Consider the following 25,395-nt stretch of genomic DNA (forward strand, 5'->3'; position numbering starts at 1 on the left):
ATGCCTCGCAAGGGTCCGGCCCCCAAGCGGCCGCTAGTTCTAGATCCCGTTTACGGCTCCCCGCTGGTCACCCAGCTGATTAACAAGGTGCTCGTTGACGGCAAGAAGTCCACCGCAGAGCGCATCGTTTACGGTGCACTCGAAGGTGCTCGTGCCAAGTCCGGCGGCGACCCCGTTGCAGCCCTCAAGAAGGCCATGGAGAACGTCAAGCCTTCCCTCGAGGTCCGCTCCCGCCGCGTCGGCGGCGCCACCTACCAGGTTCCGGTTGAGGTCAAGCCGGGCCGCTCCACCGCCCTCGCCCTGCGCTGGCTGGTTGGCTACTCCAAGGCCCGCCGCGAGAAGACCATGACCGAGCGCCTCCAGAACGAGATTCTGGATGCCTCCAACGGTCTCGGTGCCGCTGTGAAGCGTCGCGAAGACACCCACAAGATGGCCGAGTCCAACAAGGCCTTCGCACACTACCGCTGGTAATACTTCCCGGACGCCGCCGGCTCAACCGAGCCGGCGGCGGACGTGCAGTCCATCCGAAAGGGAGACACCGTGGCACAGGACGTGCTTACCGACCTTAGCAAGGTCCGCAATATCGGCATTATGGCCCACATCGATGCCGGAAAGACCACTACTACCGAGCGCATCCTGTTCTACACGGGTGTGAACCACAAGATCGGCGAAACGCACGACGGCGCTTCGACGACTGACTGGATGGAACAGGAAAAGGAACGCGGCATCACCATCACGTCTGCCGCCGTGACCTGCTTCTGGGAAAACAACCAGATCAACATCATCGACACCCCCGGTCACGTGGACTTCACGGTTGAGGTTGAGCGCTCCCTGCGCGTCCTCGACGGTGCAGTTGCCGTGTTCGATGGCAAGGAAGGCGTGGAGCCGCAGTCTGAGACTGTCTGGCGCCAGGCTGACAAGTACAACGTCCCGCGTATCTGCTTCGTCAACAAGATGGACAAGCTCGGCGCTGACTTCTACTTCACCGTCGACACCATCATCAGCCGCCTCGGTGCCAAGCCGCTCGTCATGCAGCTGCCGATCGGCGCCGAGAACGACTTCATCGGCGTCGTCGACCTGCTCTACATGCGCGCACTGGTCTGGCCCGGCGACTCCAAGGGTGACGTCACCATGGGTGCCAAGTACGAGATCCAGGAGATCCCGGCTGACCTGAAGGAAAAGGCCGAAGAGTACCGCGCAGCGCTCGTTGAGACCGTTGCAGAGTCCTCCGAAGAGCTCATGGAGAAGTACCTCGAAGGTGAAGAAATCACCGAAGACGAGCTCAAGGCCGGCATCCGCAAGATGACGATCAACTCCGAGCTCTACCCGGTCTTCTGCGGATCCGCATTCAAGAACCGCGGCGTCCAGCCGATGCTTGATGCTGTTGTCGATTACCTGCCGAACCCGCTCGACGTCCCCCCGATGATCGGTCACGATCCTCGCGACGAAGAGAAGGAACTGACGCGCAAGCCGTCCTCCGAGGAGCCTTTCTCGGCTCTGGCGTTCAAGATTGCCACGCACCCGTTCTTCGGACAGCTCACCTTCATCCGCGTGTACTCCGGTCACGTGGAAGCAGGCTCCCAGGTGGTCAACTCCACCAAGGGCAAGAAGGAGCGCATCGGCAAGCTGTTCCAGATGCACGCCAACAAGGAAATGCCGGTTGACGGCGCTACTGCGGGCCACATCTACGCAGCGATCGGCCTGAAGGACACCACCACGGGCGACACCCTGTGCGATCCGGCCAACCAGATCGTCCTGGAGTCCATGAGCTTCCCGGAGCCCGTGATCTCTGTTGCGATCGAGCCGAACACGAAGGGTGACCAGGAGAAGCTCTCCACGGCCATCCAGAAGCTCTCCGCTGAGGACCCGACCTTCCAGGTCTCCCTCAACGAGGACACCGGCCAGACCATCATCGCCGGCATGGGCGAGCTCCACCTGGACATCCTGGTGGACCGCATGCGCCGCGAATTCAAGGTCGAGGCAAACGTTGGCAAGCCGCAGGTTGCTTACCGCGAAACCATCAAGCGTGCTGTAGAGCGTCACGACTACACGCACAAGAAGCAGACCGGTGGTTCCGGCCAGTTCGCAAAGATCCAGATTGCGATCGAGCCGCTGGACACGTCCGAGGGCGAGCTGTACGAGTTCTCGAACAAGGTCACCGGTGGACGTATTCCGCGCGAATACATCCCCTCCGTAGACGCCGGTATCCAGGATGCGCTGAACGACGGCGTCCTCGCCGGATACCCGGTTGTCGGCATCAAGGCCACGCTGATTGACGGCGCGTACCATGATGTTGACTCCTCGGAAATGGCGTTCAAGATCGCCGGGCGTATGGCTTTCAAGGAAGCCGCACGCAAGGCGAACCCCATCCTGCTCGAACCGCTGATGGATGTCGAGGTCCGCACCCCTGAGGAATACATGGGTGAAGTTATCGGTGACCTCAACTCCCGCCGTGGCCAGATGCAGTCCATGGAAGATGCCCAGGGCGTCAAGGTCATCCGCGCGCACGTCCCGCTGTCCGGCATGTTCGGCTACATCGGCGACCTGCGCTCGAAGACCCAGGGCCGCGCTGTGTACTCCATGACGTTCCACAGCTACGCCGAGGTCCCGAAGGCATTTGCCGACGAGATCATCCAGAAGAACCGCGGCGAGTAGTCCCCAGGGCTCTCGCAGCAACAAACTCGGGTGCGTCTCCGCCAACGGAGATTCACCCGGTGCAGGTGGCCGGCTCCGGCCTGCCGGGCCGGCCACCAGCACCGACAGACTCGAGGGACTAGTATTAGTTCCTGAATCTGCAATTTCATCAATCCAAAGCCCCCCAAGTAGACTTATTGAAGTTTCGCCGCGACAAGCGCGGTCGAAGGGTAAGTCATTTGAAAACGTTCTAGGAGGAACCTGTGGCAAAGGCAAAGTTCGAGCGGACTAAGCCGCACGTCAACATCGGCACCATTGGTCACGTTGACCACGGTAAGACGACGCTGACGGCCGCGATTTCCAAGGTGCTGTACGACAAGTACCCGACTCTCAACGAGCAGCGCGACTTCGCGTCTATTGACTCTGCTCCCGAAGAGCGTCAGCGCGGCATTACCATCAACATCTCCCACGTTGAGTACCAGACCGAGAAGCGCCACTACGCACACGTAGACGCCCCGGGTCACGCTGACTACATCAAGAACATGATCACCGGTGCTGCACAGATGGACGGTGCAATCCTCGTGGTTGCCGCCACTGACGGCCCGATGGCTCAGACCCGCGAGCACGTTCTGCTGGCCCGCCAGGTTGGCGTTCCCTACCTGCTGGTCGCACTGAACAAGTCGGACATGGTCGATGACGAAGAGCTCCTCGACCTCGTCGAAATGGAAGTTCGCGAGCTGCTTTCGGCTCAGGGCTTCGATGGCGACAACGCTCCGGTTGTTCGCGTTTCCGGCCTGAAGGCACTCGAAGGCGACCCGGTTTGGGTCAAGTCCGTCGAGGACCTCATGGAAGCTGTCGACGAGTCCGTTCCGGACCCCGTACGTGACCGTGACAAGCCGTTCCTGATGCCGATCGAAGATGTCTTCACGATCACCGGCCGTGGCACCGTTGTTACGGGCCGCGCCGAGCGTGGAACCCTCGCCATCAACTCCGAGGTCGAGATCGTCGGCATCCGCCCGGTCCAGAAGACCACGGTTACCGGTATCGAGATGTTCCACAAGCAGCTCGACGAAGCATGGGCCGGCGAGAACTGTGGCCTCCTGCTCCGCGGTCTGAAGCGCGACGATGTCGAGCGTGGCCAGGTTGTCGTCAAGCCGGGTTCCATCACCCCGCACACCGACTTCGAGGCTAACGTCTACATCCTCTCCAAGGACGAAGGCGGACGTCACAACCCGTTCTACTCCAACTACCGCCCGCAGTTCTACTTCCGCACCACGGACGTAACCGGCGTTATCACCCTGCCGGAAGGCACGGAAATGGTTATGCCGGGCGACAACACTGAGATGACCGTTGCGCTCATCCAGCCCATCGCCATGGAAGAGGGCCTCGGCTTCGCTATCCGCGAAGGCGGCCGCACCGTTGGTTCGGGACGCGTTACCAAGATCCTCAAGTAATACTTGCTGATCTGAATTACCTGCTGACCGGACTGGCCGCCTCACGGCCACCGCGAAGCCAAGAACAGCCCCGCTGCACTCGCAGCGGGGCTGTTCTGTTTCTTGCCCCTGCTGGAGCCGGGTCCAAGGCCACTAACGGGCCAGGTGTGCGTGTCCCACGATGGTGTGATGAACGTTTCCGTGAACACGGCCCAGGGTGAGCTGCGCGGCAGCTTTGCCGGCGGGGTCCATGCCTTCCTCGGGGTTCCCTATGCGGCTCCGCCCTTTGGCGGGAACCGGCTCCGGCCGCCGCAGCCGGCCAGGCGGTGGTCAGGGGTGCGTGATGCCACGGAGTTCGGGCCGGAGCCTCCGCAGGTGGCGCCTCCCCGGGAATGTCACTGTCTTTGGTGAGTCCGCCGGCGCGATGAGCATCGGCATGCTCCTCTCGATGCCCCGCGCCGAGGGGCTGTTCAGGCGGGCGATCCTGCAGAGCGGAGCAGCCACCAGGTGACGCCGGCCAGCGACGCACTGCGCAGCTCCGGATACCTCGCCGGCAAGCTCGGGGTCCCCGCGACACGCGACGCCATCGCGGGCGCCGGGGTCCCGCGGCTCCTGGCCGCCCAGACGGAACTGAAGGACGAGCTTCTTTCCGACCCGGACCCGGACCGGTGGGGTGAGGCCGTGGTGGCGAGTGCGATGCCGTGGCAGCCCGTCATCGACGGCGACATTATCCCGGGACCGCCGATCGAGCGGATTGCGGGCGGCGCCGGGGGACAGGTGGACGTCATCGCCGGCACGAATATTGAGGACTGGCGCCTGTGGCTGGTTGCCAGCGGAGCGATCGCCCGGATCGCCGACGAGATCCTCACCGGGCCGGTCCGTGCCTACGGGTACCAGGCGCTGGCAGCCTATGGCCTGCCGGCCGAACGCGCGCTTTCGGCCTACCGGGAGCACTACCCGACGGCGGCCCCCGGGGAGCTGCTCGCGTCGGTCCAGAGTGACTGGTGGATGCGGGTCCCCGCGATCCGCCTGGCCGAAGCACCCACAGCCGCCGGCGCTGCGGCGGGCACCTACATGTACGAGTTCGCGTGGCCTCACCGGGCATGGGTGCCGTGCACGCCGTTGAGGTGCCCTTTGTCTTCGACACAGCGAGCCCCGACGCGCCACTCTTCGGTCCGCTGCTGGGCAACGACCCGCCGCAGGAACTCGCGCGCACCATACACGCCACCTGGGTGGCCTTCGGAACCACCGGGACCCCGGCTGGCCGAGATACGAGCCCGGGCGGAGGGCCACGATGCGGTTCGACACCACCTCCCGGGTCGTTGAAGATCCCCGGAAGTGGGAGCGGGCCCTATGGGAGGGCCTGCGCTGACCACCCGGCGGTGATACATTTCATCTAGTCATTGGATTTACTGGGGGGGCTGGGCGGATTCGGGCAGCCGGAGTCATGAAGGACCTATATGCCGAGTGCCGTCCAGACCCTGCTGGTTGTCCTTCTGTTGGCCGGTGCCGTTGTGCTGGGCAGCCGCTGGGGGAGGGCGCAGGAACGCCGGCGCGGCAATGAGGCCCGCAGCGGCGCCTTCGCGGCCGGCTTCCGGGCGGGGCACCTTCAAGGCTGGAGGGACAGCCAGTCCGCCCATGGGCAGCTGGTGGCGACCACCCCGGCCGCCCCGACAGCGCCTCAACCGGTGGCCCAACCGGTGGCCCAACCCGTCCCGCCGGCCGGGACCCAGCCGTTCCCGCCACCCCAACCCACGGGGCGCCCGGAGTTCTGGAGTGCTCCGAAGGAACAACTCCCGCCCCTGCCGGTCCAGTGGTCGGGTCCTCAACCGTCCGGTCCGCCACCGGCCGCGCGCCCGGCCGTTCGCCAGGAATCCGCCGCGGAACAGTCCGCCCGCAAGGAGAAACGGGACCGGCAGAACATCAACATCACCCTTTACGTCGCCAGCCTCCTGCTGGTCGCCGCCGGTGCCCTGTTCGTCGGCACCTCCCTGCCGGAAGTTCTCCGCTTCGCCGGAGTCGCCGCCATCACGGCACTGTTCTATGCCGGCGGGTTGTTCCTGCACGCCAAGGCCCCAAGGCTCCGGCCTGCCGCCATCGCCTTCGCAGGCACCGGCCTGGCCCTCATCCCGGTGGCTGGCCTGGCGCTGTACAACTTCACCCTGCACGATGGACCCACTGCCTGGCTGGTTACCTCCGCCATCGGCACTGTGGCCTATGTTGCCGCCGCGGTCCGGATGGACAGCAGGGTCCTCGCCTACTTGTCGCTGACGTTCGTGGTGTCGACAGCGTGGTCCGGGATTTCGGTTCTAGGCGGAGCCTTGGTCTGGTACTTCGTGGCGCTGATCGCCATCGCCATCGTGTTGACGCTGCTGGCACTGATCCGTCCGCGCTGGATGCCGGGCGTCTTCCTCAAGCCGCTCATGGACCTGCACCCCTTCGTGGTCCCGTCCGTGGCAGCGGCCGTGACCTTCGTGCCCCTGTTGCTTGGCAAAGGCGAGTACGCGCTGATCATGTTCCTGTGCGGCACCTACTTTGCGCTGGTGGCAGCCGTTCCGCAGGGCCGATTCCGGGTCGCGCAGTACTACGGCGCGCGGGTGAGCCTCACCGTCGCTGCCACGGCAGCGGCCTGGGACGCGAGCGACAGCGTGCCCTGGACAGTGCTGGCCGCCGTCGTGCTGGCAGCCCTCCAGGCCGTGCTCGTGGGCTCCGGGATGAAGGTCCTTCCTGCCACGTTGCTGGGATCCACCAGCCGCAGGCGTGTGGACGCCCTCACCGCCTTCGGGCTGCAACTGCTCCTGACGCTGGTGTGGAGTGCTTCGACGCTCCTCGATGCAGCCATCGACCCTCCGGTTGACGTTCCGGGCTGGGTGCCGCTCCTGCTGGCGTTGCTCACCGGCATGGCCCTCGCAGTGGGACTGGGTGGATTGGCGGAATGGGCCCCGCTGGCTGCTCTTGTCCTGTCCGCTGCCGCTATTGACAGCACCGGCCGATTGACCCAGGCCGGTCTCCTGCTGCTGGCGGCGCTGTTCTGGGCCGTGCGGGCGCTGCCCTCGGGCGAGGTGCTGCGCCGGCACTTCGTTCTCGCTGCCCGCGTCGCAGCGACGCTGGCCGTTCCCGCCGCTGTCGCGGCTGCGGCGGGGGACGCCCCTGACTTACTCGCCGTGCTCTCCGCTTTCCTTCTTGCCCTCGTGGCGCAGCAACTCGCCACGGCATTTCTCGTGGGGGTGGGCGTTCCCTCGCTGGCACCCGACGCCAGCCTGGCGGCCTTCACCCTCGCGGCACTCCCCACCCTCGCCGGCGTGGCCCTCGCGGACGACACGGCGGGGAGGATGCTCACCGGCACCGCCATCGTGCTGCAGCTGATCGTCACCCTGGCCATCGGCTGGGCCCTGTCGGGGGCGGCCTCGAACGGTTCTTCGTGGCGGCCCGGCGTCCATGAGCTGTTGCCGCTGGGCATGGCGGCTGCGCTGGCCGGCCTGGCATTCGCCGCGGTCTCGCTCCGGGCGGGCAATATCAGCCTGGCCCTGGCGGTGTTGTATCTGGTGTTGGCCGCGCTGCGACGCGCCGTGCTGCAACAGCGTTGGAGCTACTGGTGGATGGCCCGGGGGACCGGTACCGTCCTGGTGCTGACGGGTGTCGAGCAGCTCCGTCGGGACACCGGCCCGCTGCTGCTTGGCGGCGAGGAACTCTCCGTTGCGTCGTTTGCCGTGCTGGCGTTGGCACTGCAGCTGGCCTTCCCACTTCGTGCAGAGGCCAGGGGCCGGGCTCCGCGCGGGGTGCTCGCGGACGTCGCCGGCGTGCTCGTGCTGCAGGCCGGCGCCCTGGCCGTGCTCAGGACCTCAACCCTGAACGACGAAGGATCCGGGAGTTGGCAGCTGACTGCTGCCGTGGCCATGATTGCGTTCAGCGCAGCGGCTGCGGGATTCGTCCTGCGCGCCCGCCGGCCGTCGACGGCGGTTGCCCCGGCGGCGTTGCTGGTGCTGCTGCTGGCCCGGGCGGGCTCGGCGCTCGACGTCGAGTTGGTGCTGGGCATCTTCGCCGTCTTCAGCGCCGTGATGGTGGTGGCGGCCTCCTCGCGCACCGCCAAGGGCGGCTACTTCGCTTCGGCCCGGGTACTCACCCTGGGCTTGGCCCTCGTGCTCAGCTACGACACGACGGTCTCCGTCACCGCCGTCTCGGTGACCTTCGGGCTCGTTCTCGCGGCCCAGCACGTGATCCGCTGGCTCATGCGGCACCGCCTGGTGGAAGTCCCGTTCCAGCAGGCATCGGTCTGGATTACGCTCGCTGCCCAGACCGTGCTTCCCCTGGGCTACCTTGTGGCCGAACCGGACGACGGCGGCCGCTGGGTCGTCCTGTTGCACGTGGCGCTGCTGCTGGTCTCAGCGGCGGTGGCCAGCCGCGTCTTCGCGGCACGTGGGGCGGCCTACCTGACGGTCTATGCCGCCGTGTTCGGCACGGTGGCGCTGGGTCCGCTGGCACAGTTCGACGGCGGCCCGGCCTCCGGCGGCTTCCTGGACCGGCCCCTGCTCAGCCGGGACGGGGTCGTGCTGGTCCTGCTTGGGCTGTCGCTGGCCGCCACCGGCGCAGGTCTGCTGTTCCGGCGGAACGCAAGGGCCGACGTCGAACGGTGGCTCTGGCTGGCCGCCTCCGGGGCTTTTGTTGTGTCCGCCCTGCTGCTGGCACCGCCGGCAGCCGACGGGTTGACGGCGGCGTCGGTCCTGGTTCTTGCGGTGGTATTTTTTACGGCCTCGCACCTCGAGCGGTGGCCGGCGTTCTACGTGCCGGCTGTTGTTGCGGTGCTGGCCGGTGCCAGGCTGGGAGCCGTCGAATTGCTGGAAGACGTGCCGGGCGCCTGGGGCAGCTACCTGCCGTGGCTGGCCGGCTGCGCCCCGGCTGCGGCGGCGCTGTATGCCCTCCGGTGGCTGCGCCGTGTCCCGCTGGCCGCCGATCCGGTCCGGCGCTGGTCGCTGGCAGCTGCCGGGGTCGTGGGTGTTGGACTCGCCGCGGCGGCCGGACTGTGCCGGGACGCGACGTCCTGGGCCGGTGCCGCGCTCGTGGTGTGCACCGCCGCAGTGTGCTGCGCCGAAGTGCCGGTGAGAGCCCGCAGGCTGGGCGCGGAACTGGGACTTTTCGCCACGACGGCGGCCGTGCAGCGCGCGGTGCTCTTCACCGGACTCGAAGCCGGCTCCGACTGGCCCAATTGGTTCTGGACGCTGCAGTGGTACGTGGTTCTTGCCGCGGTGCTGGGCGCCCTGCGCCTGGCGTCCGGGAACCGCAGGGCGGTCCGGCTGCTGTGGTCCGGCGGTGCCGGGCTGTTGACCCTGTCCGGGCTGGGGATCATCTTGGGCGGTGATCCGGGCCAGCAGCTCTGGGTCCTGGCGCTGATGGCCGTCCTGCTGATGGCGGGGCTGGTGGTTGGCGAACGGCTGTTTGTCTGGTGGGGCGCGGCGGGGGTAGCCGGGTGCATCCTGTGGGCAATGCGCCAGTACACGTTCGCGCTGCTGGCCCTCATTGCCGCGGCCCTGATCGCGATCGCGGTCTGGCGGCTGACCCGCACTAGGCCTGCCGCAGCCGAGCCGGCGTCGCAACCTGAGCCGGCGGAGCGTGGTTGACGGGGCCTGGCGCGGTGACCCAGGACCTGAATGGCAAGTTGTCAGGCCGTGACCTGCGGGAGTGCGGCGAGAGGCTCGGGTATCGTGCACCCTATGGTCGAAGGACGAAGTGCCGAAGCAGTGAGGGACAGGCCGGCGGGCCCTGCCGTCGGGCGCCTGGCGCCCACAAAATATTGGCTCCTCGCCTGGCTGGCCTTCCTGCCAATTGCGTTGGCCCGTGCAGAGAACTTCAGTGAATCAGACACGTTCTGGCAAATACGCACCGGCATCCTAACCCTCGAGGCGGGGAAGATCCCTACAGTTGATCCCTTTTCCTGGACGGCTGCCGGCGAACCTTGGACCTTGAACTCGTGGGGGTTCAATGTCCTCCTTGCGGGGGTGTACAACTTTGGCGGCCTGCCCGGTGTGGCACTCATTTGCGCCGTGATTGTGCTGGCCATTTTCGGCCTCGTCCTGCTTCTGGCCAGGAATCTCGGGGCTTCAGCGGCCGTGGCAGGCTGGTTGCTGTTCCCCGCGTCCCTTGTGCTGATCATCTGGTTTTCAGCGCGCCCCCACCTGGTGGATTATCTGGCCGTGCTGGTCCTCATCACTATCCTCAGGCGGATGCTTGACGCGCCGTCGCTGCGGCAGCTGTGCGCCCTGGCCTTGCTCATCACCGTCTGGGTCAATGTGCACGCGGCGTCCCTGCTGGGGGTAGCAATCGTCGGGGGGACACTGGTGCTCGCCGGCCTGCAGAGAAATACGCGACGTCGAGTCGGATGGTTGTCGGGTGCCCTGGTGCTCGCGCTGCTGTGCAGCTTGGCAAACCCCTACGGCATCGGTATCTTCTCCCAAACAACGCAGGTGAAGGCGGCGTCAACAGTTATCACCGAGTGGCAGCCCTTGAATCTGGCGGACCCGCGGCAGCTGGTCCCGTTTGCCTTGGGGCTGGTCGCGCTCGTCATCGCGGCGCGTCGGCGCGAAATTGTGTTCTCCGCGGCCCTCGTGGTCTCCCTTGCAGGGTCCGTGGCTGCCATGCGGATCATCCCCATCCTCCTTTTGGTGTCCCTGCCGATTCTGATGTCAGCAGCCTCTCACCCTGTTGTATTGCGCTACTTTGAGAGCCGTCGCAGGATGCTGGCCCAATGCGGCAGCTTGGCTGTGGCCGCCGTGATCGTGCTGGTGGCAATCAACCTCCCAGGAGTCGGACGACCTGATCCGGCGATTTATCCAACCGAAGCGATCAGGGCCATTCCGGACGGCTGCACATTGTTCAACGATTATCTGGTGGGAGGCCTTGTCATCCTGCAGCGCCCCGACGTGCGTGTCTCGCTTGATTCCCGCAACGACCTGTACGGCGCGGATCGCGTCAACAACTTCATGCGATTCATCGAAAAGGGGGACGGCGATCTGTCCGAACGCCTGTCCGGAGCGGACTGCGTTTTGGTTCCACCCTCAAGCGGCCTGGCACGGAGCCTGCGAGCAGACCCCCACTGGAAACTGGAAACGGACGAATCCGCAGCAGCGCTGTTCGTCCGCGTGCCGGGGACGTGAGCGTGCCGGGACTGCCGTCCACAGTGCGCACGATCAGCGCCCAGCCGGCGGGCAATGGCTGGCGGCGACCCGGCGCTGATATCGTTGCTGCCAACGAAGGGAGCTCACAATGGGCTGGTTTATTTTCCTGTTGGTGGTAGTCGCCGTCGTCGCCGGTGTCTTTTGGGCCAAGAAGCACTTCCGCCACGAGATTGAGCGGGCCAAGCGGATCAACCGGGCCAACCGGCAGAAATAGCCGGCCACATGCGGCGGGTTGGCCCCTGCCGGGTCAGGCCCTGCGTGCCCGGCTGAGTGCCTGGTACCAGTAGTACGAATCCTTGGGCGTGCGCTCCTGGGTGTCGAAATCCACGTGGACCAGCCCGAAGCGCTGCGAGTAGCCGGCCGCCCATTCAAAGTTATCCATCAGGGTCCACACGTAATAGCCCAGCAACTCAACGTCCTCGGCGATGCCGCCGGGCGCCGTAGCGTCCAGGGCATGACCCAGGTGGGATGCGATGTAGCTGATCCGGTCCGCATCCGCGATGGGGCCGGACACATGGTCGGGCTCGGGGAAACTGGCGCCGCTTTCGGTGATGTACAGCGGGGGCAGCGCCCCGGCGTACCTGTCCTTCAGCTCCCGTAGCAGCGGACCCAGGTGGTCCGGTGCCACCGGCCAGCCGAAGCCGGTGGTCGCGTATTCCGGGAACGCCGCCAGGTGGAACGGCATCTTCAGCATGGCATCCACGTTGCCGACGGGGCTTTCGCCCTGGCCGCGCCCGGTCGCAACCTTTACGGGGTAGTAGTAGTTAAGGCCGTAGAAATCGAGGGGCTGGTGGATGGTGCGCAGGTCGGCATCGGAGATCTTCCCCAGCGAGCGGAACCAGGGCTTGGCGATCAGCGGCACTTTCGGGTACCGGCCCAGGAGGATCGGATCCGCGTAGACCCGGTTCAGCACGAGATCGAACATCTCGGCCAGTATCCGGTCCGTCACCGAGCGTGTCGCGGGCCGGACCGGGGAATGCAGGTTGGTGACGCCCACGGCGCCGGTGACTCCCTCCGCACGCAGCGCCTGCACGGCGAGGCCATGGCCCAGCAGCTGGTGGTGGACGGCGGGCAGCGCGTCGAAGAGCAGGTCATGGCCGGGGGCGTGGACCCCCAGGGCATAGCCGTTGAGCGTGACGGACACCGGTTCGTTAAGCGTCACCCACTGCGCGACGCGGTCGCCGAAGCGGTGGCCGGCGGCCGCACTGTACTCGGCGAACCGTTCCGCGGTCGCACGGTTCAACCAGCCGCCGCGGTGTTCCAGCGGCAGCGGGGTGTCCCAGTGGTACAGGGTTGCCATCGGTGAGATGCCGGCCTCGAGAAGCTGGTCGATCAGCCGGTCGTAGAAGTCGAGCCCCTCGGTGTTGAACGGTCCTGTGCCGTCAGGCTGAATGCGCGGCCAGGAGATGGAGAAGCGGTAGGAGTCGATGCCGAGCGCGCGCATCAGTTCGACATCTTCCGGGGACCGGTTGTAGTGGTCGCAGGCGACGGCGGGGGAGTGGCCGTCCTGGATACTCCCGGGTTTCTGGACAAAGGCGTCCCAGCCGGAGGGCCCGCGGCCGCCGGCCGCGAGGGAGCCCTCGATCTGGAAAGCAGCCGAGGCGACCCCCAACTGGAAATCCGGGCCCAAGCGCGCGGCGAGGGCCTGAACTGCCACGGAATCCTGCACAGTCATGCCCCCATCATCCCCACGGTGCCTGCCGAAGGCAATGAGCAGGAGTCCGCTCCCGCCGTCGCCCCTGCCCGCGCCCCGTGATCCGGCCGGTGACCGGCCCACCCCGGCCCGCGGTCGATTCGCTTCTGCCCGGTAATTCCGGCATACTAGATGAGTTGTTCAAGCGCTCCTTCGCGTCCCGATCCGGATAATGCCGGGTGTCAGGGTCCAGGTAGGAGACCAAACATAACCCACGCCCCATGGAACTGCGGACGAGTACGCGTGAAAAGCGCGACACGCCCGACCGCGGGGGTCGGTTACGCCGGCAGGTTGAGGAACCCGGATTCTTCCGGATTCAGCTTGTGCGGCGGGTGGTAGTTACGACTTCAATTGCCTCGGCAGCCACATGCAACACGCAAGTAAACAGGGTAGTACTAACTGAAAGAGAGTCAGGCGACATGGCGGGACAAAAAATCCGCATCCGGCTGAAGTCATACGACCACGAGGTCATTGACTCTTCAGCACGGAAGATCGTTGAGACGGTCACGCGCGCAGGCGCCACGGTAGTTGGCCCTGTGCCGCTGCCGACGGAGAAGAATATCTACTGCGTCATCCGCTCTCCGCACAAGTACAAAGACAGCCGCGAGCACTTTGAAATGCGCACGCACAAGCGTCTTATCGACATCATCGATCCCACGCCCAAGGCTGTTGATTCGCTCATGCGTCTCGACCTGCCGGCCGACGTGAACATCGAAATCAAGCTGTAGGGAGGTGCTGAGAGACTATGACCGCAACCCGTAACGTAAAGGGCCTGCTGGGCACGAAGCTCGGCATGACCCAGGTCTGGGACGAGAACAACAAGCTCATCCCCGTCACTGTGGTCCAGGCTGACTCAAACGTCATCACGCAGCTGCGCAATGCAGACACTGATGGCTATGTCGCCGTTCAGATCGGCTACGGCCAGATCGATCCCCGCAAGGTCACCAAGCCGCTGGCTGGTCACTTTGAAAAGGCAGGCGTCACGCCTCGCCGCCACGTCGTAGAACTGCGCACTGCAGATGCTGACTCTTACGAGCTGGGCCAGGAGCTCTCCGTTGAGCTCTTCGAAGCCGGCCAGAAGATCGACGTCGTTGGCACCACCAAGGGTAAGGGCTTCGCCGGTGTTATGAAGCGTCACGGCTTCCACGGCGTTGGAGCTTCCCACGGTGCCCACAAGAACCACCGTAAGCCCGGTTCAATCGGTGGCGCATCCACCCCGAGCCGCGTCTTCAAGGGCATGAAAATGGCCGGCCGCATGGGCGCCGTTCGTCACACCACGCTGAACCTCACGGTCCACGCGGTTGACGTCGAGAAGTCGCTGCTCCTGATCAAGGGCGCCGTCCCCGGCGCCCGCGGCCAGGTCGTACTCGTACGCACCGCCGTGAAGGGAGCCTAGTTCAATGACTAGCACTGTCAAGGTTGACCTGCCTGCAGAGATCTTCGACGTACAGACCAACGTGCCGCTGCTGCACCAGGTCGTCGTCGCCCAGCTCGCTGCTGCTCGCCAGGGTACCCACAAGACCAAGACCCGCGCCGAGGTTTCCGGTGCAGGTCGCAAGCCGTTCAAGCAGAAGGGCACCGGCCGCGCCCGTCAGGGTTCAATCCGTGCTCCTCACATGACCGGTGGTGGTGTTGTCCACGGCCCCACGCCGCGTGACTACAGCCAGCGCACCCCCAAGAAGATGATTGCTGCTGCACTGCGCGGCGCTCTCTCTGACCGCGCCCGTAACGGCCGCATCCACGTTGTCGCTGAACTGGTACCCGGCACCAAGCCGTCCTCCAGCGCCGCACTGGCAACACTGCGGGGTGTCTCCGAGCGCAAGAACCTGCTCGTCGTCATCGAGCGCGCCAACGATGTTGCTGCACTCTCCGTGCGCAACCTCACGGATGTTCACGTTCTGTACGCAGACCAGCTGAACACCTACGACGTTCTCGTTTCCGATGACGTTGTCTTCACCAAGGCTGCCTACGAAGCATTCGTTGCTTCCCGGGCAGTGGCAAAGAACGAGGAGGATGCCAAGTGAGTGCAGCCACCATCAAAGACCCGCGCGACGTCGTGCTTGCACCCGTCGTTTCGGAAAAGAGCTACGGCCTGATCGATGAGGGCAAGTACACCTTCCTGGTGGACCCCCGCTCGAACAAGACCGAGATCAAGCTGGCCGTGGAGAAAATCTTCTCCGTCAAGGTCGACTCGATCAACACCATCAACCGTGCCGGTAAGCGCAAGCGGACCAAATTCGGATGGGGTACCCGCAAGAACACCAAGCGTGCAATTGTGAGCCTCAAAGAAGGCACGATCGACATCTTCGGCGGTCCGCTCTCGTAGCGGAGACCACTTTAACGAGGAAATTAAATTATGGGAATCCGTAAATATAAGCCGACTACCCCGGGCCGTCGCGGCTCGAGCGTAGCGGACTTCACTGAAATCACGCGGTCGACGCCGGAAAAGTCGTTGGTTCGTCCCCTCCCGAAAAAGGGTGGCCGTAACAACACCGGTAAGATCACGACCCGTCACAAGGGTGGTGGCCACAAGCGCCAGTACCGTCTGATCGACTTCCGTCGCCACGACAAAGACGGCGTCAACGCCCGCGTTGCCGAAATCGAGTACGATCCGAACCGCACGGCTCGCATCGCGCTCCTCCACTACGTTGATGGCACCAAGCGTTACATCATCGCCCCGAACAAGCTGGCCCAGGGTGACACGGTGGAGGCAGGTGCCGACGCTGATATCAAGCCCGGCAACAACCTTCCGCTGCGCAACATCCCGGTCGGTACCGTAATCCACGCAGTTGAACTGCGTCCGGGTGGCGGCGCCAAGATGGGCCGTTCCGCCGGCGCATCGATCCAGCTCGTTGCTAAGGAAGGCCGTTTCGCCCAGCTGCGTCTGCCTTCCGGTGAAATCCGCAACGTTGACGTGCGCTGCCGCGCAACCGTCGGCGAGGTCGGCAACGCCGAGCAGTCGAACATCAACTGGGGTAAGGCCGGCCGTATGCGCTGGAAGGGCGTTCGCCCGACCGTCCGTGGCGTCGCCATGAACCCGGTCGATCACCCCCACGGTGGTGGCGAGGGTAAGACGTCCGGTGGACGTCACCCCGTCAACCCGAACGGTAAGCGCGAAGGCCGCACCCGCCGTCCCAACAAAGAGAGCGACAAGCTTATTGTTCGTCGCCGTCGTACTGGCAAGAACAAGCGATAGGAGCCTGGACACATGCCACGCAGCCTGAAAAAAGGTCCTTTCGTTGACCAGCACCTCTTTGTAAAGGTAGCCAGGGAAAACGAAAAGGGCACCAAGAACGTCATCAAGACCTGGTCCCGCCGTTCGATGATCGTCCCCGACATGCTCGGCCACACGATCGCCGTACACGACGGACGCAAGCACATCCCCGTGTTTGTCACTGAGTCGATGGTCGGGCACAAGCTCGGCGAATTCGCTCCCACGCGGACATTCCGCGGCCATGTCAAGGACGACCGTAAGGGCAAGCGCCGCTAGGCGCCTGCACTTACGTCAAAGACGAGAGAAGGAAAGCAATGGAAGCCAAGGCAATTGCGCGTCACATCCGCGTAACGCCTATGAAGGCCCGGCGCGTCGTCAACCTTGTTCGTGGTAAGCAAGCGAATGAGGCTCTGGCAATTCTGAAGTTTGCCCCGCAGGCAGCTTCAGAGCCGGTATTCAAGGTAGTTCAGTCGGCAATCTCCAACGCCCGGGTCCTCGCGGACCGCGACGGCGTGGCGTTTGACGAAGGTGACCTCATCATCAGCGAAGCGTTTGTTGATGAAGGCCCGACCATGAAGCGGTTCCAGCCGCGAGCCCAGGGTCGTGCATTTCAGATCAAGAAGCGCACGAGCCACATCACCGTGGTAGTCGCTACCCCGGAGAAAGAGGAGGCTCGCTAAGTGGGACAGAAAGTTAACCCGCACGGGTTCCGACTCGGCATCACCACCGATCACGTATCGCACTGGTTTGCTGACAGCACCAAGCCCGGCCAGCGGTACAAGGACTTCGTTCGCGAAGACATCCGGATCCGCCAGCTCATGTCCACGGGCATGGAGCGCGCCGGTATCGCCAAGGTTGAAATCGAGCGCACCCGCGACCGTGTCCGTGTGGATATCCACACGGCACGTCCGGGCATCGTCATCGGCCGCCGCGGCGCAGAAGCAGACCGCATCCGCGGCGAGCTCGAAAAGCTCACCGGTAAGCAGGTTCAGCTGAACATCCTCGAGGTCAAGAACCCCGAGATGGAAGCACAGCTTGTTGCCCAGGGCGTTGCTGAGCAGCTGACTTCCCGCGTGGCTTTCCGCCGTGCGATGAAGAAGGCCATGCAGTCCGCACAGCGTGCAGGTGCCAAGGGCATCCGTATCGCTTGCTCGGGTCGACTGGGCGGCGCAGAAATGTCCCGCTCGGAGTTCTACCGCGAAGGCCGTGTGCCCCTGCACACCCTCCGCGCGAACATCGACTACGGCTTCTACGAGGCCAAGACCACCTTCGGCCGCATCGGCGTGAAGGTCTGGATCTACAAGGGTGACGTCACCGCCAAGGAACTGGCTCAGCAGGCAGCTGCTGCACCGTCCCGCGGCCGTGGTCCCAGCGACCGCCCGGGCCGCCCGAGCGGCGCTGACCGTGGTGACCGCCGTCGTCGCAACGACCGCCCGGCCGAGGCTGCACCCGCTGCTGCCGAAGCTCCGGCTGTTGAAGCAGCTACCGCAGCCGCACCGGCAGTAGAAGGAGGACAGGCTTAAATGCTTATCCCACGTCGAGTCAAGCACCGTAAGCAGCACCACCCGGGTCGTTCCGGCGCTGCTACGGGCGGCACCAAGGTCTCCTTCGGTGAGTGGGGTATCCAGGCTCTGAGCCCGGCATACGTCACCAACCGTCAGATCGAGTCTGCCCGTATTGCGATGACCCGCCACATCAAGCGTGGCGGCAAGGTCTGGATCAACATCTATCCGGACCGTCCGCTGACGAAGAAGCCGGCCGAAACCCGCATGGGTTCCGGTAAGGGTTCTCCGGAATGGTGGGTCTCAAACGTCAAGCCGGGCCGGGTTCTCTTTGAGATCTCCGGTGTCGATGAAGAAACTGCCCGTGAGGCACTGCGCTTGGCGATCCACAAGCTCCCGTTGAAGGCACGCATTCTGCGTCGCGAAGGTGGTGAATAGAAATGTCAGTAGGATCCAAGGAACTTGCATCCGCACAGCTGGACGGTTTCGACAACGAGCGACTCGTTGAAGAACTCCGTAAGGCCAAGGAAGAGCTGTTCAACCTGCGTTTCCAGTCCGCCACCGGTCAGCTGGAGAACCACGGTCGTCTGCGCGCGGTAAAGAAGGACATCGCCCGCATCTACACCGTTCTCCGTGAGCGCGAGCTGGGCATTCGTGCCGAGGTTGCCGCACCGGTTGTGGAAGCCAAGGAAGAAAAGAAGTCCAAGAAGTCCGCAGCCAAGGCTGAGAAGGCTGAAAAGCCGGCCGAGGCTGAGACCGAGGAGGACGCCAAGTGAGTGAAAAGGACGAGAACGTGACGGAAACTGTTTCCGGCGCAGCTACGGCTGACGAGCGCGGTTACCGTAAGACGAAGCGCGGCTATGTGGTCTCGGACAAGATGGAAAAGACCATCGTTGTCCAGGTCGAGGACCGTGTGAAGCACGCCCTCTATGGCAAGGTCCTTCGCCGCAACACGAAGATCAAGGCTCACGACGAAGAGAACAGCGCCGGCATCGGCGACCTCGTTCTCCTCGCCGAGACCCGCCCGCTCTCCGCTACCAAGCGGTGGCGTCTGGTGGAGATCCTCGAGAAGGCCAAGTAACACCTGCACTACCGCCCAGGCGGTTGCAGTAGAGAAACCCCCGTTCCCTTCTGGGAGCGGGGGTTTCTCCGTTCCCTCCCTGCAGCCTTGCTGTGATATGGGGATAGGCGCGAAACGTGCTAAGATTTTGAGTTTGTATGGCGCCTTCTGTGCGCCGTCATTAAACCTCGTAAACAAGCGTGCCACGGCATAGTGCCCCCTCGTGCCCGACCCGTCGGGATCCACCTGGGAAGCAAATGTTTTTGGCACGGGAGTTTAGGCCTGGTCTGGCAAAATCCAGGCAGGTCAAGAGACACCCCGATCAACCGTTCCGCAAGGCTCATTCCGTAGGAAGATTTTCGGTCTGAGAACCCGCGCGACGCAAGGAGTAAATAGTGATTCAGCAGGAGTCGCGACTCAAGGTCGCCGACAACACGGGTGCTAAGGAAATCCTTACCATTCGCGTTCTCGGTGGATCTGGCCGTCGCTACGCAGGCATTGGCGACGTAATCGTCGCTACCGTCAAGGACGCAATTCCGGGCGGCAACGTAAAGAAGGGCGACGTCGTCAAGGCTGTCATCGTCCGTACCAAGAAGGAACGCCGCCGTGCGGATGGTTCCTATATCAAGTTTGACGAGAACGCAGCTGTGATCCTGAAGGCTGACGGTGACCCCCGCGGTACCCGCATCTTCGGACCGGTTGGTCGTGAACTTCGCGATAAGAAGTTCATGAAGATCGTTTCTCTGGCTCCGGAGGTGCTTTAGTCCATGGCTAAGATCAAAAAGGGCGACCTGGTTCAGGTCATCACTGGCGCCAAGGCTGAGCGCGGCGGCGACAAGGGCAAGCAGGGCAAGGTTCTGCGCGTCTTCCCCGAGACCAACCGCGTGTTGGTCGAAGGCATTAACCGCGTAACCAAGCACACCAAGGTCGGTCAGTCGCAGCGCGGCACCAAGACCGGTGGCATCGAAGTCGTCGAGGCTTCGATCCACATCTCCAACGTGGCTCTGGTTGACCCGTCCACCAAGAAGCCCACCCGCGTCGGTTTCCGCACCGAGACCGTTGAGCGCGATGGCGTGAAGCGCGACGTGCGTGTCCGCGTGGCCAAGAGCTCAGGGAAGGACATCTAATGACTGAGACTCTCGAGACTCCGGCAAGCAAGATCGTTCCTCGTCTGAAGACCAAGTACGCGGATTCCATCAAGAGCACGCTCGTTGAGGAATTCAAGTACGAGAACGTCAACCAGGTTCCCCGCCTGGTAAAGGTCGTTGTGAACATGGGTGTTGGAGATGCCGCCAAGGACTCCAAGCTGATCGACGGCGCTGTCCGCGATCTGACCCTGATCACCGGCCAGAAGCCGCAGGTAACCAAGGCCCGCAAGTCGATCGCACAGTTCAAGCTGCGCGAAGGCATGCCGATCGGTGCACACGCAACTCTGCGTGGGGACCGCATGTGGGAATTCCTGGACCGTCTGGTCACGCTGGCTCTGCCGCGTATCCGTGACTTCCGGGGCCTCAGCGGCAAGCAGTTCGACGGCAACGGCAACTACACCTTCGGTCTGACCGAGCAGGTTATGTTCCACGAGATCGACCAGGATTCCATCGACCGCGTTCGCGGCATGGACATCACCGTCGTGACCACTGCCAAGACCGACGACGAAGGCCGCGCGCTGCTCAAGGCGCTTGGCTTCCCGTTCAAGACCGAAGATTAATCTAGCTACGTAAAAGGTCCGTCCGCGCTGGTTCCGAATTTACTTTCGGTACGACCTGCACGGCGGAAACCGTTATGAGGAAGGGCAAGAGCCCACCATGACAATGACAGATCCCGTCGCAGACATGCTTACGCGTCTGCGCAACGCAAACTCGGCATACCACGAATCCGTGTCTATGCCGTACAGCAAGCTCAAGGCACGCGTTGCCGACATCCTGAAGGCCGAAGGTTACATCGCCTCCTGGAAAGAAGAAGACGCTGAGGTTGGCAAGAAGCTGACCCTCGAGCTCAAGTTCGGTCCGAACCGCGAGCGTTCAATCGCTGGCGTTCGTCGTATTTCCAAGCCGGGACTGCGCGTATACGCAAAGTCCACCAACCTGCCGCACGTGCTCGGTGGCCTGGGTGTCGCAATCCTGTCCACCTCTTCCGGCCTCTTGACTGACAAGCAGGCCGGCAAGAAGGGCGTGGGCGGCGAAGTCCTCGCTTACGTCTGGTAACGGGAAAGGAAGAGAATAATGTCACGTATTGGACGTCTCCCCATCACCGTTCCTGCCGGCGTTGAGGTCAAGGTTGACGGCTCTGTCGTCAGCGTCAAGGGTTCCAAAGGCGAGCTGAGCCACACTGTGCCCAGCCCGATCGAGGTTTCCCTGGAAGATGGCACCCTGACTGTCGCCCGCCCGAACGACGAGCGCGCCTCACGTTCGCTGCACGGCCTGACCCGCACCCTGATCGCCAACATGATCCAGGGTGTCACCGCAGGCTACGAGAAGAAGCTTGAAATCGTTGGTACTGGTTACCGCGTTCAGGCAAAGGGATCTGACCTGGAGTTCGCTCTGGGCTTCAGCCACCCGGTTAACATCACGGCACCGAACGGCATCACCTTTGCAGTAGAGACCCCGACCAAGCTCTCTGTTTCAGGTATCTCCAAGCAGCAGGTCGGCGAGGTTGCTGCCAACATTCGCAAGCTGCGGAAGCCGGACCCCTACAAGGGCAAGGGCATCCGTTACGCAGGCGAAGTCATCCGCCGCAAGGTCGGAAAGGCTGGTAAGTAACCATGGCGATCGCAATTAACAAGAAGCGTACGAACAAGAGCAAGTCTGCCCAGCGCAGCCGCCGCCAGCTTCGTATCCGCAAGCGCATCTCCGGAACGGCTGTACGTCCTCGTCTGGTCGTCAACCGTTCCGCACGCCACGTATTCGTCCAGGTTGTCGATGACAGCAAGGGCCTGACCGTAGCGAGCGCCTCCACTCTGGAAGCCGACCTTCGTGCATTCGACGGTGACAAGACTGCCAAGGCCAAGCGCGTTGGCGAGCTCGTCGCCGAGCGTGCCAAGGCTGCCGGTATCGAAGCTGTTGTCTTCGACCGCGGTGGTAACAAGTACCACGGCCGGATCGCCGCCGTCGCTGACGGCGCACGTGAAGGTGGGCTGGCACTGTGACCGAAAATAACGAAAAGGACATTCAGGTGACTGAAGCTGTAGCTGCTCCGGCAACTGAGACCGCTGCGCCTGCTACCACCGACGGCGCCCGTGGTGGCGCCCGTCGTGGCGAGCGTGGCGACCGCGGCCAGGGCCAGGGTCGTGGAGACCGTGGTGGCCGTGGTGGCCGCGACGGTGGCCGCGAAGCCGAAAAGAGCCAGTTCGTAGAGCGCGTCGTAACCATCAACCGTGTTTCCAAGGTCGTCAAGGGTGGTCGTCGCTTCAGCTTCACCGCCCTCGTCGTCGTCGGTGACGGCAACGGTATGGTCGGCGTCGGCTACGGCAAGGCCAAGGAAGTTCCCGCCGCCATCGCGAAGGGCGTGGAAGAAGCCAAGAAGTCCTTCTTCCGCGTTCCCCGCATCGGCAGCACCATCCCGCACCGTGTCCAGGGTGAGGCCGCCGCAGGCGTCGTCATGCTGCGTCCGGCTTCCGCGGGTACCGGTGTTATCGCCGGCGGTCCGGTCCGTGCAGTACTGGAGTGCGTGGGCATCCACGACATCCTCTCCAAGTCGCTCGGATCTTCCAACGCCATCAACATCGTTCACGCGACCGTTGACGCGCTGAAGCGCCTCGAAGAGCCGGCAGCAGTGGCAGCACGCCGCGGCCTCCCGCTCGACGAGATCGCCCCGCCGGCAATGGTGAAGGCGCTCCTGAACCAGAAGGCAGGTGTCTGAGTCATGGCTAAGAACGTGCTTGTCTCCGACGCACAGTTGGAGATCACTCAGATCAAGTCCGCCATTGGCGGCAAGCAGAACCAGCGCGACACCCTGCGGTCCCTCGGCCTGAAGCGGATCGGACACACCGTTGTCCGCACCGCCGACGCCGTGACCGTCGGAATGCTCAACACGGTTCCGCACCTGGTAAAGGTAGAGGAGGCGAAGTAATGGCAGAGAAGAACACCGCCGAAAAGGCACAGGTCGCCGCTGCTGAGAAGCAGAACGCACTGAAGGTTCACCACCTGCGTCCCGCCCCGGGTGCCAAAACCGCCAAGACCCGAGTTGGTCGTGGTGAAGGTTCCAAGGGTAAGACCGCAGGTCGCGGTACCAAGGGTACGAAGGCCCGCTACCAGATCAAGGCTGGCTTTGCCGGCGGCCAGCTGCCGCTGCACATGCGCCTGCCGAAGCTGCGCGGCTTCAAGAACCCGTTCCGGGTTGAGTACCAGGTTGTAAACCTGGACAAGCTCAACGAGCTGTTCCCGGAAGGTGGCGCAGTCACCGTGGAGAACCTGGTCGAAAAGGGTGCCGTTCGCAAGAACCAGCCCGTCAAGGTGCTGGGTACCGGCGACATCACCGTCAAGGTCGATGTCACCGTCCACGCATTCTCGGCCAGCGCCGCAGAAAAGATTGCAGCAGCAGGCGGAAGCACCACCGCCCTCTAAGGAGGCGGCGGGGCAGTTGCCCGTTGTGAAAACTCCCGGTACCCGGGGCCCAGGCCCCAGGTACCGGGAGTTTTTCTTTTTTCCCGGCCCTGCGATTGTTCGCAGGACGCGTCCACCCGTTAGACTCGGTTGTTGGGTTTATTTGACCTGTCTCACACCACTTTACTTATTACTCAGGAGGACGCTTGCTTAGCGCATTTGGCCGGGCCTTTCGCACGCCTGATCTGCGACGCAAGTTGTTGTTCACGCTGGGAATCATCACAATCTTCCGCTTGGGTGCCTTCATCCCCTCGCCTGGTGTGAGCTACCAGAATGTCCAGCAATGCTTGCAGAACGGTCAGACCTCGGGCGGTATCTACCAGCTCGTCAACCTGTTTAGCGGCGGTGCATTGCTGCAGGTGTCCGTCTTCGCCCTGGGCATCATGCCGTACATCACGGCCAGCATCATCGTCCAGCTGCTCCGGGTGGTCATTCCCCGGTTCCAGATGCTGTACGAGGAAGGCGCCTCCGGCCAGTCGAAGCTGACGCAGTACACGCGTTACCTCACGATCGCCCTGGGCCTGCTGAACGCCACGACGCTCGTGTCGCTCGCGCGTTCGGGCCAGCTGCTGCCGAACTGCCAGTTGCCGATCATCCCGGACACCAGCCTCGTCACCACGATCCTCATCATCATCACGCTGACGGCCGGCACCGGCCTCATTATGTGGATGGGTGAGCTCGTGACCGAAAAGGGTGTCGGCAACGGCATGTCGCTGCTGATCTTCACCTCGATCGTTTCCAGCTTCCCCGGCTCGCTCGGCGCCATCTGGACCTCCAAGGGCCCCGGGACGTTCTTCCTGGTCCTGGTGATCGGCCTGCTCACCGTAGCCGCCGTGGTCTTCGTGGAGCAGTCCCAGCGCCGCATCCCGGTGCAGTACGCGAAGCGCATGATTGGCCGCCGCACCGTGGGCGGCACCAGCACGTACATCCCGATCAAGGTGAACATGGCCGGCGTCGTGCCCGTCATCTTCGCTTCCTCGATGCTGTACCTGCCGGGCCTGATCTCGCAGTTCAACCAACCGAAGCCCGGCGAGCCGCTGGCCCCCTGGGTGGAGTGGATCAACAACAACCTGGTCCGCGGTGACCACCCGATCTACATGGCGCTCTACTTCGCCATGATTGTGTTCTTCACTTACTTCTATGTTGCGATCACTTTCAACCCTGAAGAAGTTTCTGACAACATGAAGAAGTACGGCGGCTTCATTCCGGGTATCCGTGCCGGCAAGCCGACCGCAGACTACCTGCAGTATGTGCTTTCCAGGATTACGCTCCCCGGTGCCATTTACCTGGCTTTTGTGGCACTTATCCCGCTGGTCGCCCTGGTCTTGATCAATGCCAACCAGAACTTCCCGTTCGGTGGCACGTCGATCCTGATCATGGTCGGCGTAGGTTTGGAGACCGTCAAGCAGATTGATGCGCAGCTACAGCAGCGTCACTACGAAGGGCTTTTGCGATGACGAGAATGTTGATTATCGGACCTCCCGGATCCGGCAAGGGAACGCAGGCGGAACGCATTTCGGAGCGCCTCGGCGTTATTGCGATCTCCACGGGAGATATCTTCCGCGCCAACGTCAAGGGTGAGACGCCGCTTGGCATCGAAGCCAAGAAGTACATGGACGCCGGCGACTTCGTCCCGGACAGCGTGACCAACAAGATGGTCCGCGACCGCCTCAGCGAGGACGACGTCGACAACGGCTTCCTCCTGGACGGCTACCCGCGCACCACCGCGCAGGTGGACTACCTCGACGGGATCCTGGCCGATGGCGACCGGAAGCTCGACGTCGTCCTGCAGCTCACGGCCGATGACGAGGAACTTGTCACCCGCCTGCTGGGCCGCGCCAAGGAAACCGGACGCACCGACGACAACGAGGCAGTCATCCGGCACCGCCTGGACCTGTACCACGGCCAGACGGAGGCTGTCGTCGCGAAGTATGCCGACCGCGGCATCCTGACCCGTGTCGATGGCATCGGCGGCATCGATGAGGTCACCGACCGCGTCATGCAGGCCATCAAAGAGGCCCAGTCGGCCTGATCGGCCCACAAACCTTGAGGCCCCTCCCGGACGACCGGGAGGGGCCTCAGCCATTTG

Annotated in this window: 32 protein-coding genes; 31 read left to right on the forward strand and 1 reads right to left on the reverse strand. The window is 63.6% G+C overall.

The features are described from left to right. The 9 genes from rpsG to GXK59_RS20845 all read left to right on the forward strand — a co-directional run bounded on the left by rpsG (window position 1) and on the right by GXK59_RS20845 (window position 11,450). Window positions 1-471, forward strand: coding sequence for a 30S ribosomal protein S7 (gene rpsG / locus GXK59_RS03025; protein ID WP_011692813.1), 471 nt, complete (start codon window positions 1-3; stop codon window positions 469-471). Between the two features lie 69 nt (window positions 472-540). Then, complete coding sequence (gene fusA / locus GXK59_RS03030) at window positions 541-2,655, forward strand: elongation factor G (RefSeq protein WP_160664294.1); 2,115 nt, start codon at window positions 541-543, stop codon at window positions 2,653-2,655. 242 nt (window positions 2,656-2,897) lie between these two features. Next, window positions 2,898-4,088 (forward strand): elongation factor Tu, encoded by a 1,191-nt coding sequence (tuf, locus tag GXK59_RS03035; RefSeq protein WP_024366002.1) that lies wholly within the window; start codon window positions 2,898-2,900, stop codon window positions 4,086-4,088. Between the two features lie 168 nt (window positions 4,089-4,256). Further along, a complete protein-coding gene (locus tag GXK59_RS20585) occupies window positions 4,257-4,478 on the forward strand; it encodes a carboxylesterase family protein (RefSeq protein WP_237393767.1) in 222 nt (73 codons plus the stop codon). A 25-nt stretch (window positions 4,479-4,503) separates the two neighbouring features. Beyond that, on the forward strand, window positions 4,504-4,578 hold the full coding sequence (locus GXK59_RS20840) for a hypothetical protein (protein WP_272927728.1): 75 nt from the start codon (window positions 4,504-4,506) through the stop codon (window positions 4,576-4,578). Beyond that, a complete protein-coding gene (locus GXK59_RS03045; RefSeq protein WP_160664296.1) occupies window positions 4,575-5,393 on the forward strand; it encodes a carboxylesterase family protein in 819 nt (272 codons plus the stop codon). Before GXK59_RS20840 ends, GXK59_RS03045 begins: the two co-directional genes overlap by 4 nt. A 134-nt stretch (window positions 5,394-5,527) precedes the next feature. Next, window positions 5,528-9,682, forward strand: coding sequence for a hypothetical protein (locus GXK59_RS03050; protein WP_237393768.1), 4,155 nt, complete (start codon window positions 5,528-5,530; stop codon window positions 9,680-9,682). Window positions 9,683-9,775: 93 nt separating this feature from the next. Beyond that, on the forward strand, window positions 9,776-11,215 hold the full coding sequence (locus GXK59_RS03055; RefSeq protein WP_160664298.1) for a hypothetical protein: 1,440 nt from the start codon (window positions 9,776-9,778) through the stop codon (window positions 11,213-11,215). A 109-nt stretch (window positions 11,216-11,324) separates the two neighbouring features. Then, window positions 11,325-11,450, forward strand: a complete 126-nt coding sequence (locus tag GXK59_RS20845) for a hypothetical protein (protein ID WP_272927702.1) — start codon at window positions 11,325-11,327, stop codon at window positions 11,448-11,450. 33 nt (window positions 11,451-11,483) lie between these two features. Here GXK59_RS20845 and GXK59_RS03060 read toward each other — a convergent pair whose 3' ends face one another. Continuing rightward, entirely contained in the window at window positions 11,484-12,911 is a 1,428-nt protein-coding gene (locus GXK59_RS03060; RefSeq protein ID WP_160664300.1) for a GH1 family beta-glucosidase, read from the reverse strand. Window positions 12,912-13,348: 437 nt separating this feature from the next. Here GXK59_RS03060 and rpsJ point away from each other — a divergent pair, with 437 nt between their 5' ends. The 22 genes from rpsJ (at window position 13,349) to GXK59_RS03170 (ending at window position 25,338) form a co-directional block, all read left to right on the forward strand. Then, window positions 13,349-13,657, forward strand: a complete 309-nt coding sequence (gene rpsJ / locus GXK59_RS03065; protein ID WP_024366135.1) for a 30S ribosomal protein S10 — start codon at window positions 13,349-13,351, stop codon at window positions 13,655-13,657. Window positions 13,658-13,674: 17 nt separating this feature from the next. Continuing rightward, a complete protein-coding gene (gene rplC, locus GXK59_RS03070) occupies window positions 13,675-14,325 on the forward strand; it encodes a 50S ribosomal protein L3 (protein ID WP_024366134.1) in 651 nt (216 codons plus the stop codon). 4 nt (window positions 14,326-14,329) lie between these two features. After that, complete coding sequence (gene rplD, locus GXK59_RS03075) at window positions 14,330-14,953, forward strand: 50S ribosomal protein L4 (RefSeq protein ID WP_160664302.1); 624 nt, start codon at window positions 14,330-14,332, stop codon at window positions 14,951-14,953. Then, entirely contained in the window at window positions 14,950-15,255 is a 306-nt protein-coding gene (gene rplW / locus GXK59_RS03080) for a 50S ribosomal protein L23 (protein ID WP_024366132.1), read from the forward strand. The genes rplD and rplW overlap by 4 nt, the downstream gene beginning before the upstream one ends. Before the next feature lie 30 nt (window positions 15,256-15,285). Beyond that, the gene (rplB, locus tag GXK59_RS03085; RefSeq protein WP_024366131.1) at window positions 15,286-16,125 is read left to right on the forward strand and encodes a 50S ribosomal protein L2; all 840 of its coding nucleotides are present in this window, start codon (window positions 15,286-15,288) and stop codon (window positions 16,123-16,125) included. A gap of 12 nt (window positions 16,126-16,137) precedes the next feature. After that, on the forward strand, window positions 16,138-16,419 hold the full coding sequence (gene rpsS / locus GXK59_RS03090) for a 30S ribosomal protein S19 (protein WP_018773666.1): 282 nt from the start codon (window positions 16,138-16,140) through the stop codon (window positions 16,417-16,419). A gap of 38 nt (window positions 16,420-16,457) precedes the next feature. After that, a complete protein-coding gene (rplV, locus tag GXK59_RS03095; RefSeq protein ID WP_003803798.1) occupies window positions 16,458-16,823 on the forward strand; it encodes a 50S ribosomal protein L22 in 366 nt (121 codons plus the stop codon). Further along, entirely contained in the window at window positions 16,824-17,666 is an 843-nt protein-coding gene (rpsC, locus tag GXK59_RS03100) for a 30S ribosomal protein S3 (protein ID WP_024366130.1), read from the forward strand. It abuts the gene before it with no gap. After that, on the forward strand, window positions 17,667-18,083 hold the full coding sequence (rplP, locus tag GXK59_RS03105) for a 50S ribosomal protein L16 (protein ID WP_024366129.1): 417 nt from the start codon (window positions 17,667-17,669) through the stop codon (window positions 18,081-18,083). Window positions 18,084-18,085: 2 nt separating this feature from the next. Beyond that, window positions 18,086-18,421, forward strand: a complete 336-nt coding sequence (rpmC, locus tag GXK59_RS20850) for a 50S ribosomal protein L29 (protein WP_024366128.1) — start codon at window positions 18,086-18,088, stop codon at window positions 18,419-18,421. After that, a complete protein-coding gene (gene rpsQ / locus GXK59_RS03115) occupies window positions 18,418-18,726 on the forward strand; it encodes a 30S ribosomal protein S17 (protein ID WP_035739337.1) in 309 nt (102 codons plus the stop codon). Before rpmC ends, rpsQ begins: the two co-directional genes overlap by 4 nt. A gap of 374 nt (window positions 18,727-19,100) precedes the next feature. Continuing rightward, the gene (rplN, locus tag GXK59_RS03120) at window positions 19,101-19,469 is read left to right on the forward strand and encodes a 50S ribosomal protein L14 (RefSeq protein WP_024366126.1); all 369 of its coding nucleotides are present in this window, start codon (window positions 19,101-19,103) and stop codon (window positions 19,467-19,469) included. Between the two features lie 3 nt (window positions 19,470-19,472). After that, window positions 19,473-19,832, forward strand: coding sequence for a 50S ribosomal protein L24 (rplX, locus tag GXK59_RS03125; RefSeq protein WP_136321880.1), 360 nt, complete (start codon window positions 19,473-19,475; stop codon window positions 19,830-19,832). Beyond that, window positions 19,832-20,413, forward strand: a complete 582-nt coding sequence (gene rplE, locus GXK59_RS03130) for a 50S ribosomal protein L5 (RefSeq protein ID WP_024366124.1) — start codon at window positions 19,832-19,834, stop codon at window positions 20,411-20,413. Before rplX ends, rplE begins: the two co-directional genes overlap by 1 nt. Window positions 20,414-20,510: 97 nt before the next feature. Further along, window positions 20,511-20,909 (forward strand): 30S ribosomal protein S8, encoded by a 399-nt coding sequence (rpsH, locus tag GXK59_RS03135; RefSeq protein ID WP_024366123.1) that lies wholly within the window; start codon window positions 20,511-20,513, stop codon window positions 20,907-20,909. An 18-nt stretch (window positions 20,910-20,927) separates the two neighbouring features. Next, entirely contained in the window at window positions 20,928-21,464 is a 537-nt protein-coding gene (gene rplF / locus GXK59_RS03140) for a 50S ribosomal protein L6 (protein WP_024366122.1), read from the forward strand. 2 nt (window positions 21,465-21,466) lie between these two features. After that, the gene (rplR, locus tag GXK59_RS03145) at window positions 21,467-21,850 is read left to right on the forward strand and encodes a 50S ribosomal protein L18 (RefSeq protein WP_024366121.1); all 384 of its coding nucleotides are present in this window, start codon (window positions 21,467-21,469) and stop codon (window positions 21,848-21,850) included. Between the two features lie 26 nt (window positions 21,851-21,876). After that, complete coding sequence (gene rpsE / locus GXK59_RS03150; protein WP_029704662.1) at window positions 21,877-22,563, forward strand: 30S ribosomal protein S5; 687 nt, start codon at window positions 21,877-21,879, stop codon at window positions 22,561-22,563. 3 nt (window positions 22,564-22,566) lie between these two features. Continuing rightward, window positions 22,567-22,773: a 50S ribosomal protein L30 gene (gene rpmD, locus GXK59_RS03155; protein WP_160664304.1), complete on the forward strand. Its 207-nt coding sequence runs from the start codon at window positions 22,567-22,569 to the stop codon at window positions 22,771-22,773. Then, entirely contained in the window at window positions 22,773-23,267 is a 495-nt protein-coding gene (gene rplO, locus GXK59_RS03160; RefSeq protein ID WP_160664306.1) for a 50S ribosomal protein L15, read from the forward strand. Before rpmD ends, rplO begins: the two co-directional genes overlap by 1 nt. A gap of 185 nt (window positions 23,268-23,452) precedes the next feature. Then, entirely contained in the window at window positions 23,453-24,763 is a 1,311-nt protein-coding gene (secY, locus tag GXK59_RS03165; RefSeq protein WP_160664308.1) for a preprotein translocase subunit SecY, read from the forward strand. A gap of 5 nt (window positions 24,764-24,768) precedes the next feature. Further along, on the forward strand, window positions 24,769-25,338 hold the full coding sequence (locus tag GXK59_RS03170; protein ID WP_202129049.1) for an adenylate kinase: 570 nt from the start codon (window positions 24,769-24,771) through the stop codon (window positions 25,336-25,338). Window positions 25,339-25,395 lie beyond the last annotated feature (57 nt).

The organism is Pseudarthrobacter sp. ATCC 49987 (genome assembly GCF_009928425.1).
Taxonomy (GTDB): Bacteria; Actinomycetota; Actinomycetes; order Actinomycetales; family Micrococcaceae; genus Arthrobacter.

Excerpts from the sequence above, each read along its gene's own strand:
- rpsJ (WP_024366135.1), top strand. The coding sequence starts at position 13,349 with ATGGCGGGACAAAAAATCCGCATCCGGCTGAAGTCATACGACCACGAG.
- GXK59_RS03170 (WP_202129049.1), top strand. The coding sequence starts at position 24,769 with ATGTTGATTATCGGACCTCCCGGATCCGGCAAGGGAACGCAGGCGGAA.
- rpsS (WP_018773666.1), top strand. The coding sequence starts at position 16,138 with ATGCCACGCAGCCTGAAAAAAGGTCCTTTCGTTGACCAGCACCTCTTT.
- rplP (WP_024366129.1), top strand. The coding sequence starts at position 17,667 with ATGCTTATCCCACGTCGAGTCAAGCACCGTAAGCAGCACCACCCGGGT.
- rpmD (WP_160664304.1), top strand. The coding sequence starts at position 22,567 with ATGGCTAAGAACGTGCTTGTCTCCGACGCACAGTTGGAGATCACTCAG.
- GXK59_RS03060 (WP_160664300.1), bottom strand. The coding sequence starts at position 12,911 with ATGACTGTGCAGGATTCCGTGGCAGTTCAGGCCCTCGCCGCGCGCTTG.
- rpmC (WP_024366128.1), top strand. The coding sequence starts at position 18,086 with ATGTCAGTAGGATCCAAGGAACTTGCATCCGCACAGCTGGACGGTTTC.
- rplB (WP_024366131.1), top strand. The coding sequence starts at position 15,286 with ATGGGAATCCGTAAATATAAGCCGACTACCCCGGGCCGTCGCGGCTCG.
- rplX (WP_136321880.1), top strand. The coding sequence starts at position 19,473 with ATGGCTAAGATCAAAAAGGGCGACCTGGTTCAGGTCATCACTGGCGCC.
- rplO (WP_160664306.1), top strand. The coding sequence starts at position 22,773 with ATGGCAGAGAAGAACACCGCCGAAAAGGCACAGGTCGCCGCTGCTGAG.
- GXK59_RS20845 (WP_272927702.1), top strand. The coding sequence starts at position 11,325 with ATGGGCTGGTTTATTTTCCTGTTGGTGGTAGTCGCCGTCGTCGCCGGT.
- rplF (WP_024366122.1), top strand. The coding sequence starts at position 20,928 with ATGTCACGTATTGGACGTCTCCCCATCACCGTTCCTGCCGGCGTTGAG.
- GXK59_RS20585 (WP_237393767.1), top strand. The coding sequence starts at position 4,257 with ATGAACGTTTCCGTGAACACGGCCCAGGGTGAGCTGCGCGGCAGCTTT.
- rpsG (WP_011692813.1), top strand. The coding sequence starts at position 1 with ATGCCTCGCAAGGGTCCGGCCCCCAAGCGGCCGCTAGTTCTAGATCCC.
- GXK59_RS03050 (WP_237393768.1), top strand. The coding sequence starts at position 5,528 with ATGCCGAGTGCCGTCCAGACCCTGCTGGTTGTCCTTCTGTTGGCCGGT.
- GXK59_RS03055 (WP_160664298.1), top strand. The coding sequence starts at position 9,776 with ATGGTCGAAGGACGAAGTGCCGAAGCAGTGAGGGACAGGCCGGCGGGC.
- rplE (WP_024366124.1), top strand. The coding sequence starts at position 19,832 with ATGACTGAGACTCTCGAGACTCCGGCAAGCAAGATCGTTCCTCGTCTG.
- rplV (WP_003803798.1), top strand. The coding sequence starts at position 16,458 with ATGGAAGCCAAGGCAATTGCGCGTCACATCCGCGTAACGCCTATGAAG.
- rpsH (WP_024366123.1), top strand. The coding sequence starts at position 20,511 with ATGACAATGACAGATCCCGTCGCAGACATGCTTACGCGTCTGCGCAAC.
- rplD (WP_160664302.1), top strand. The coding sequence starts at position 14,330 with ATGACTAGCACTGTCAAGGTTGACCTGCCTGCAGAGATCTTCGACGTA.
- rplC (WP_024366134.1), top strand. The coding sequence starts at position 13,675 with ATGACCGCAACCCGTAACGTAAAGGGCCTGCTGGGCACGAAGCTCGGC.
- rplR (WP_024366121.1), top strand. The coding sequence starts at position 21,467 with ATGGCGATCGCAATTAACAAGAAGCGTACGAACAAGAGCAAGTCTGCC.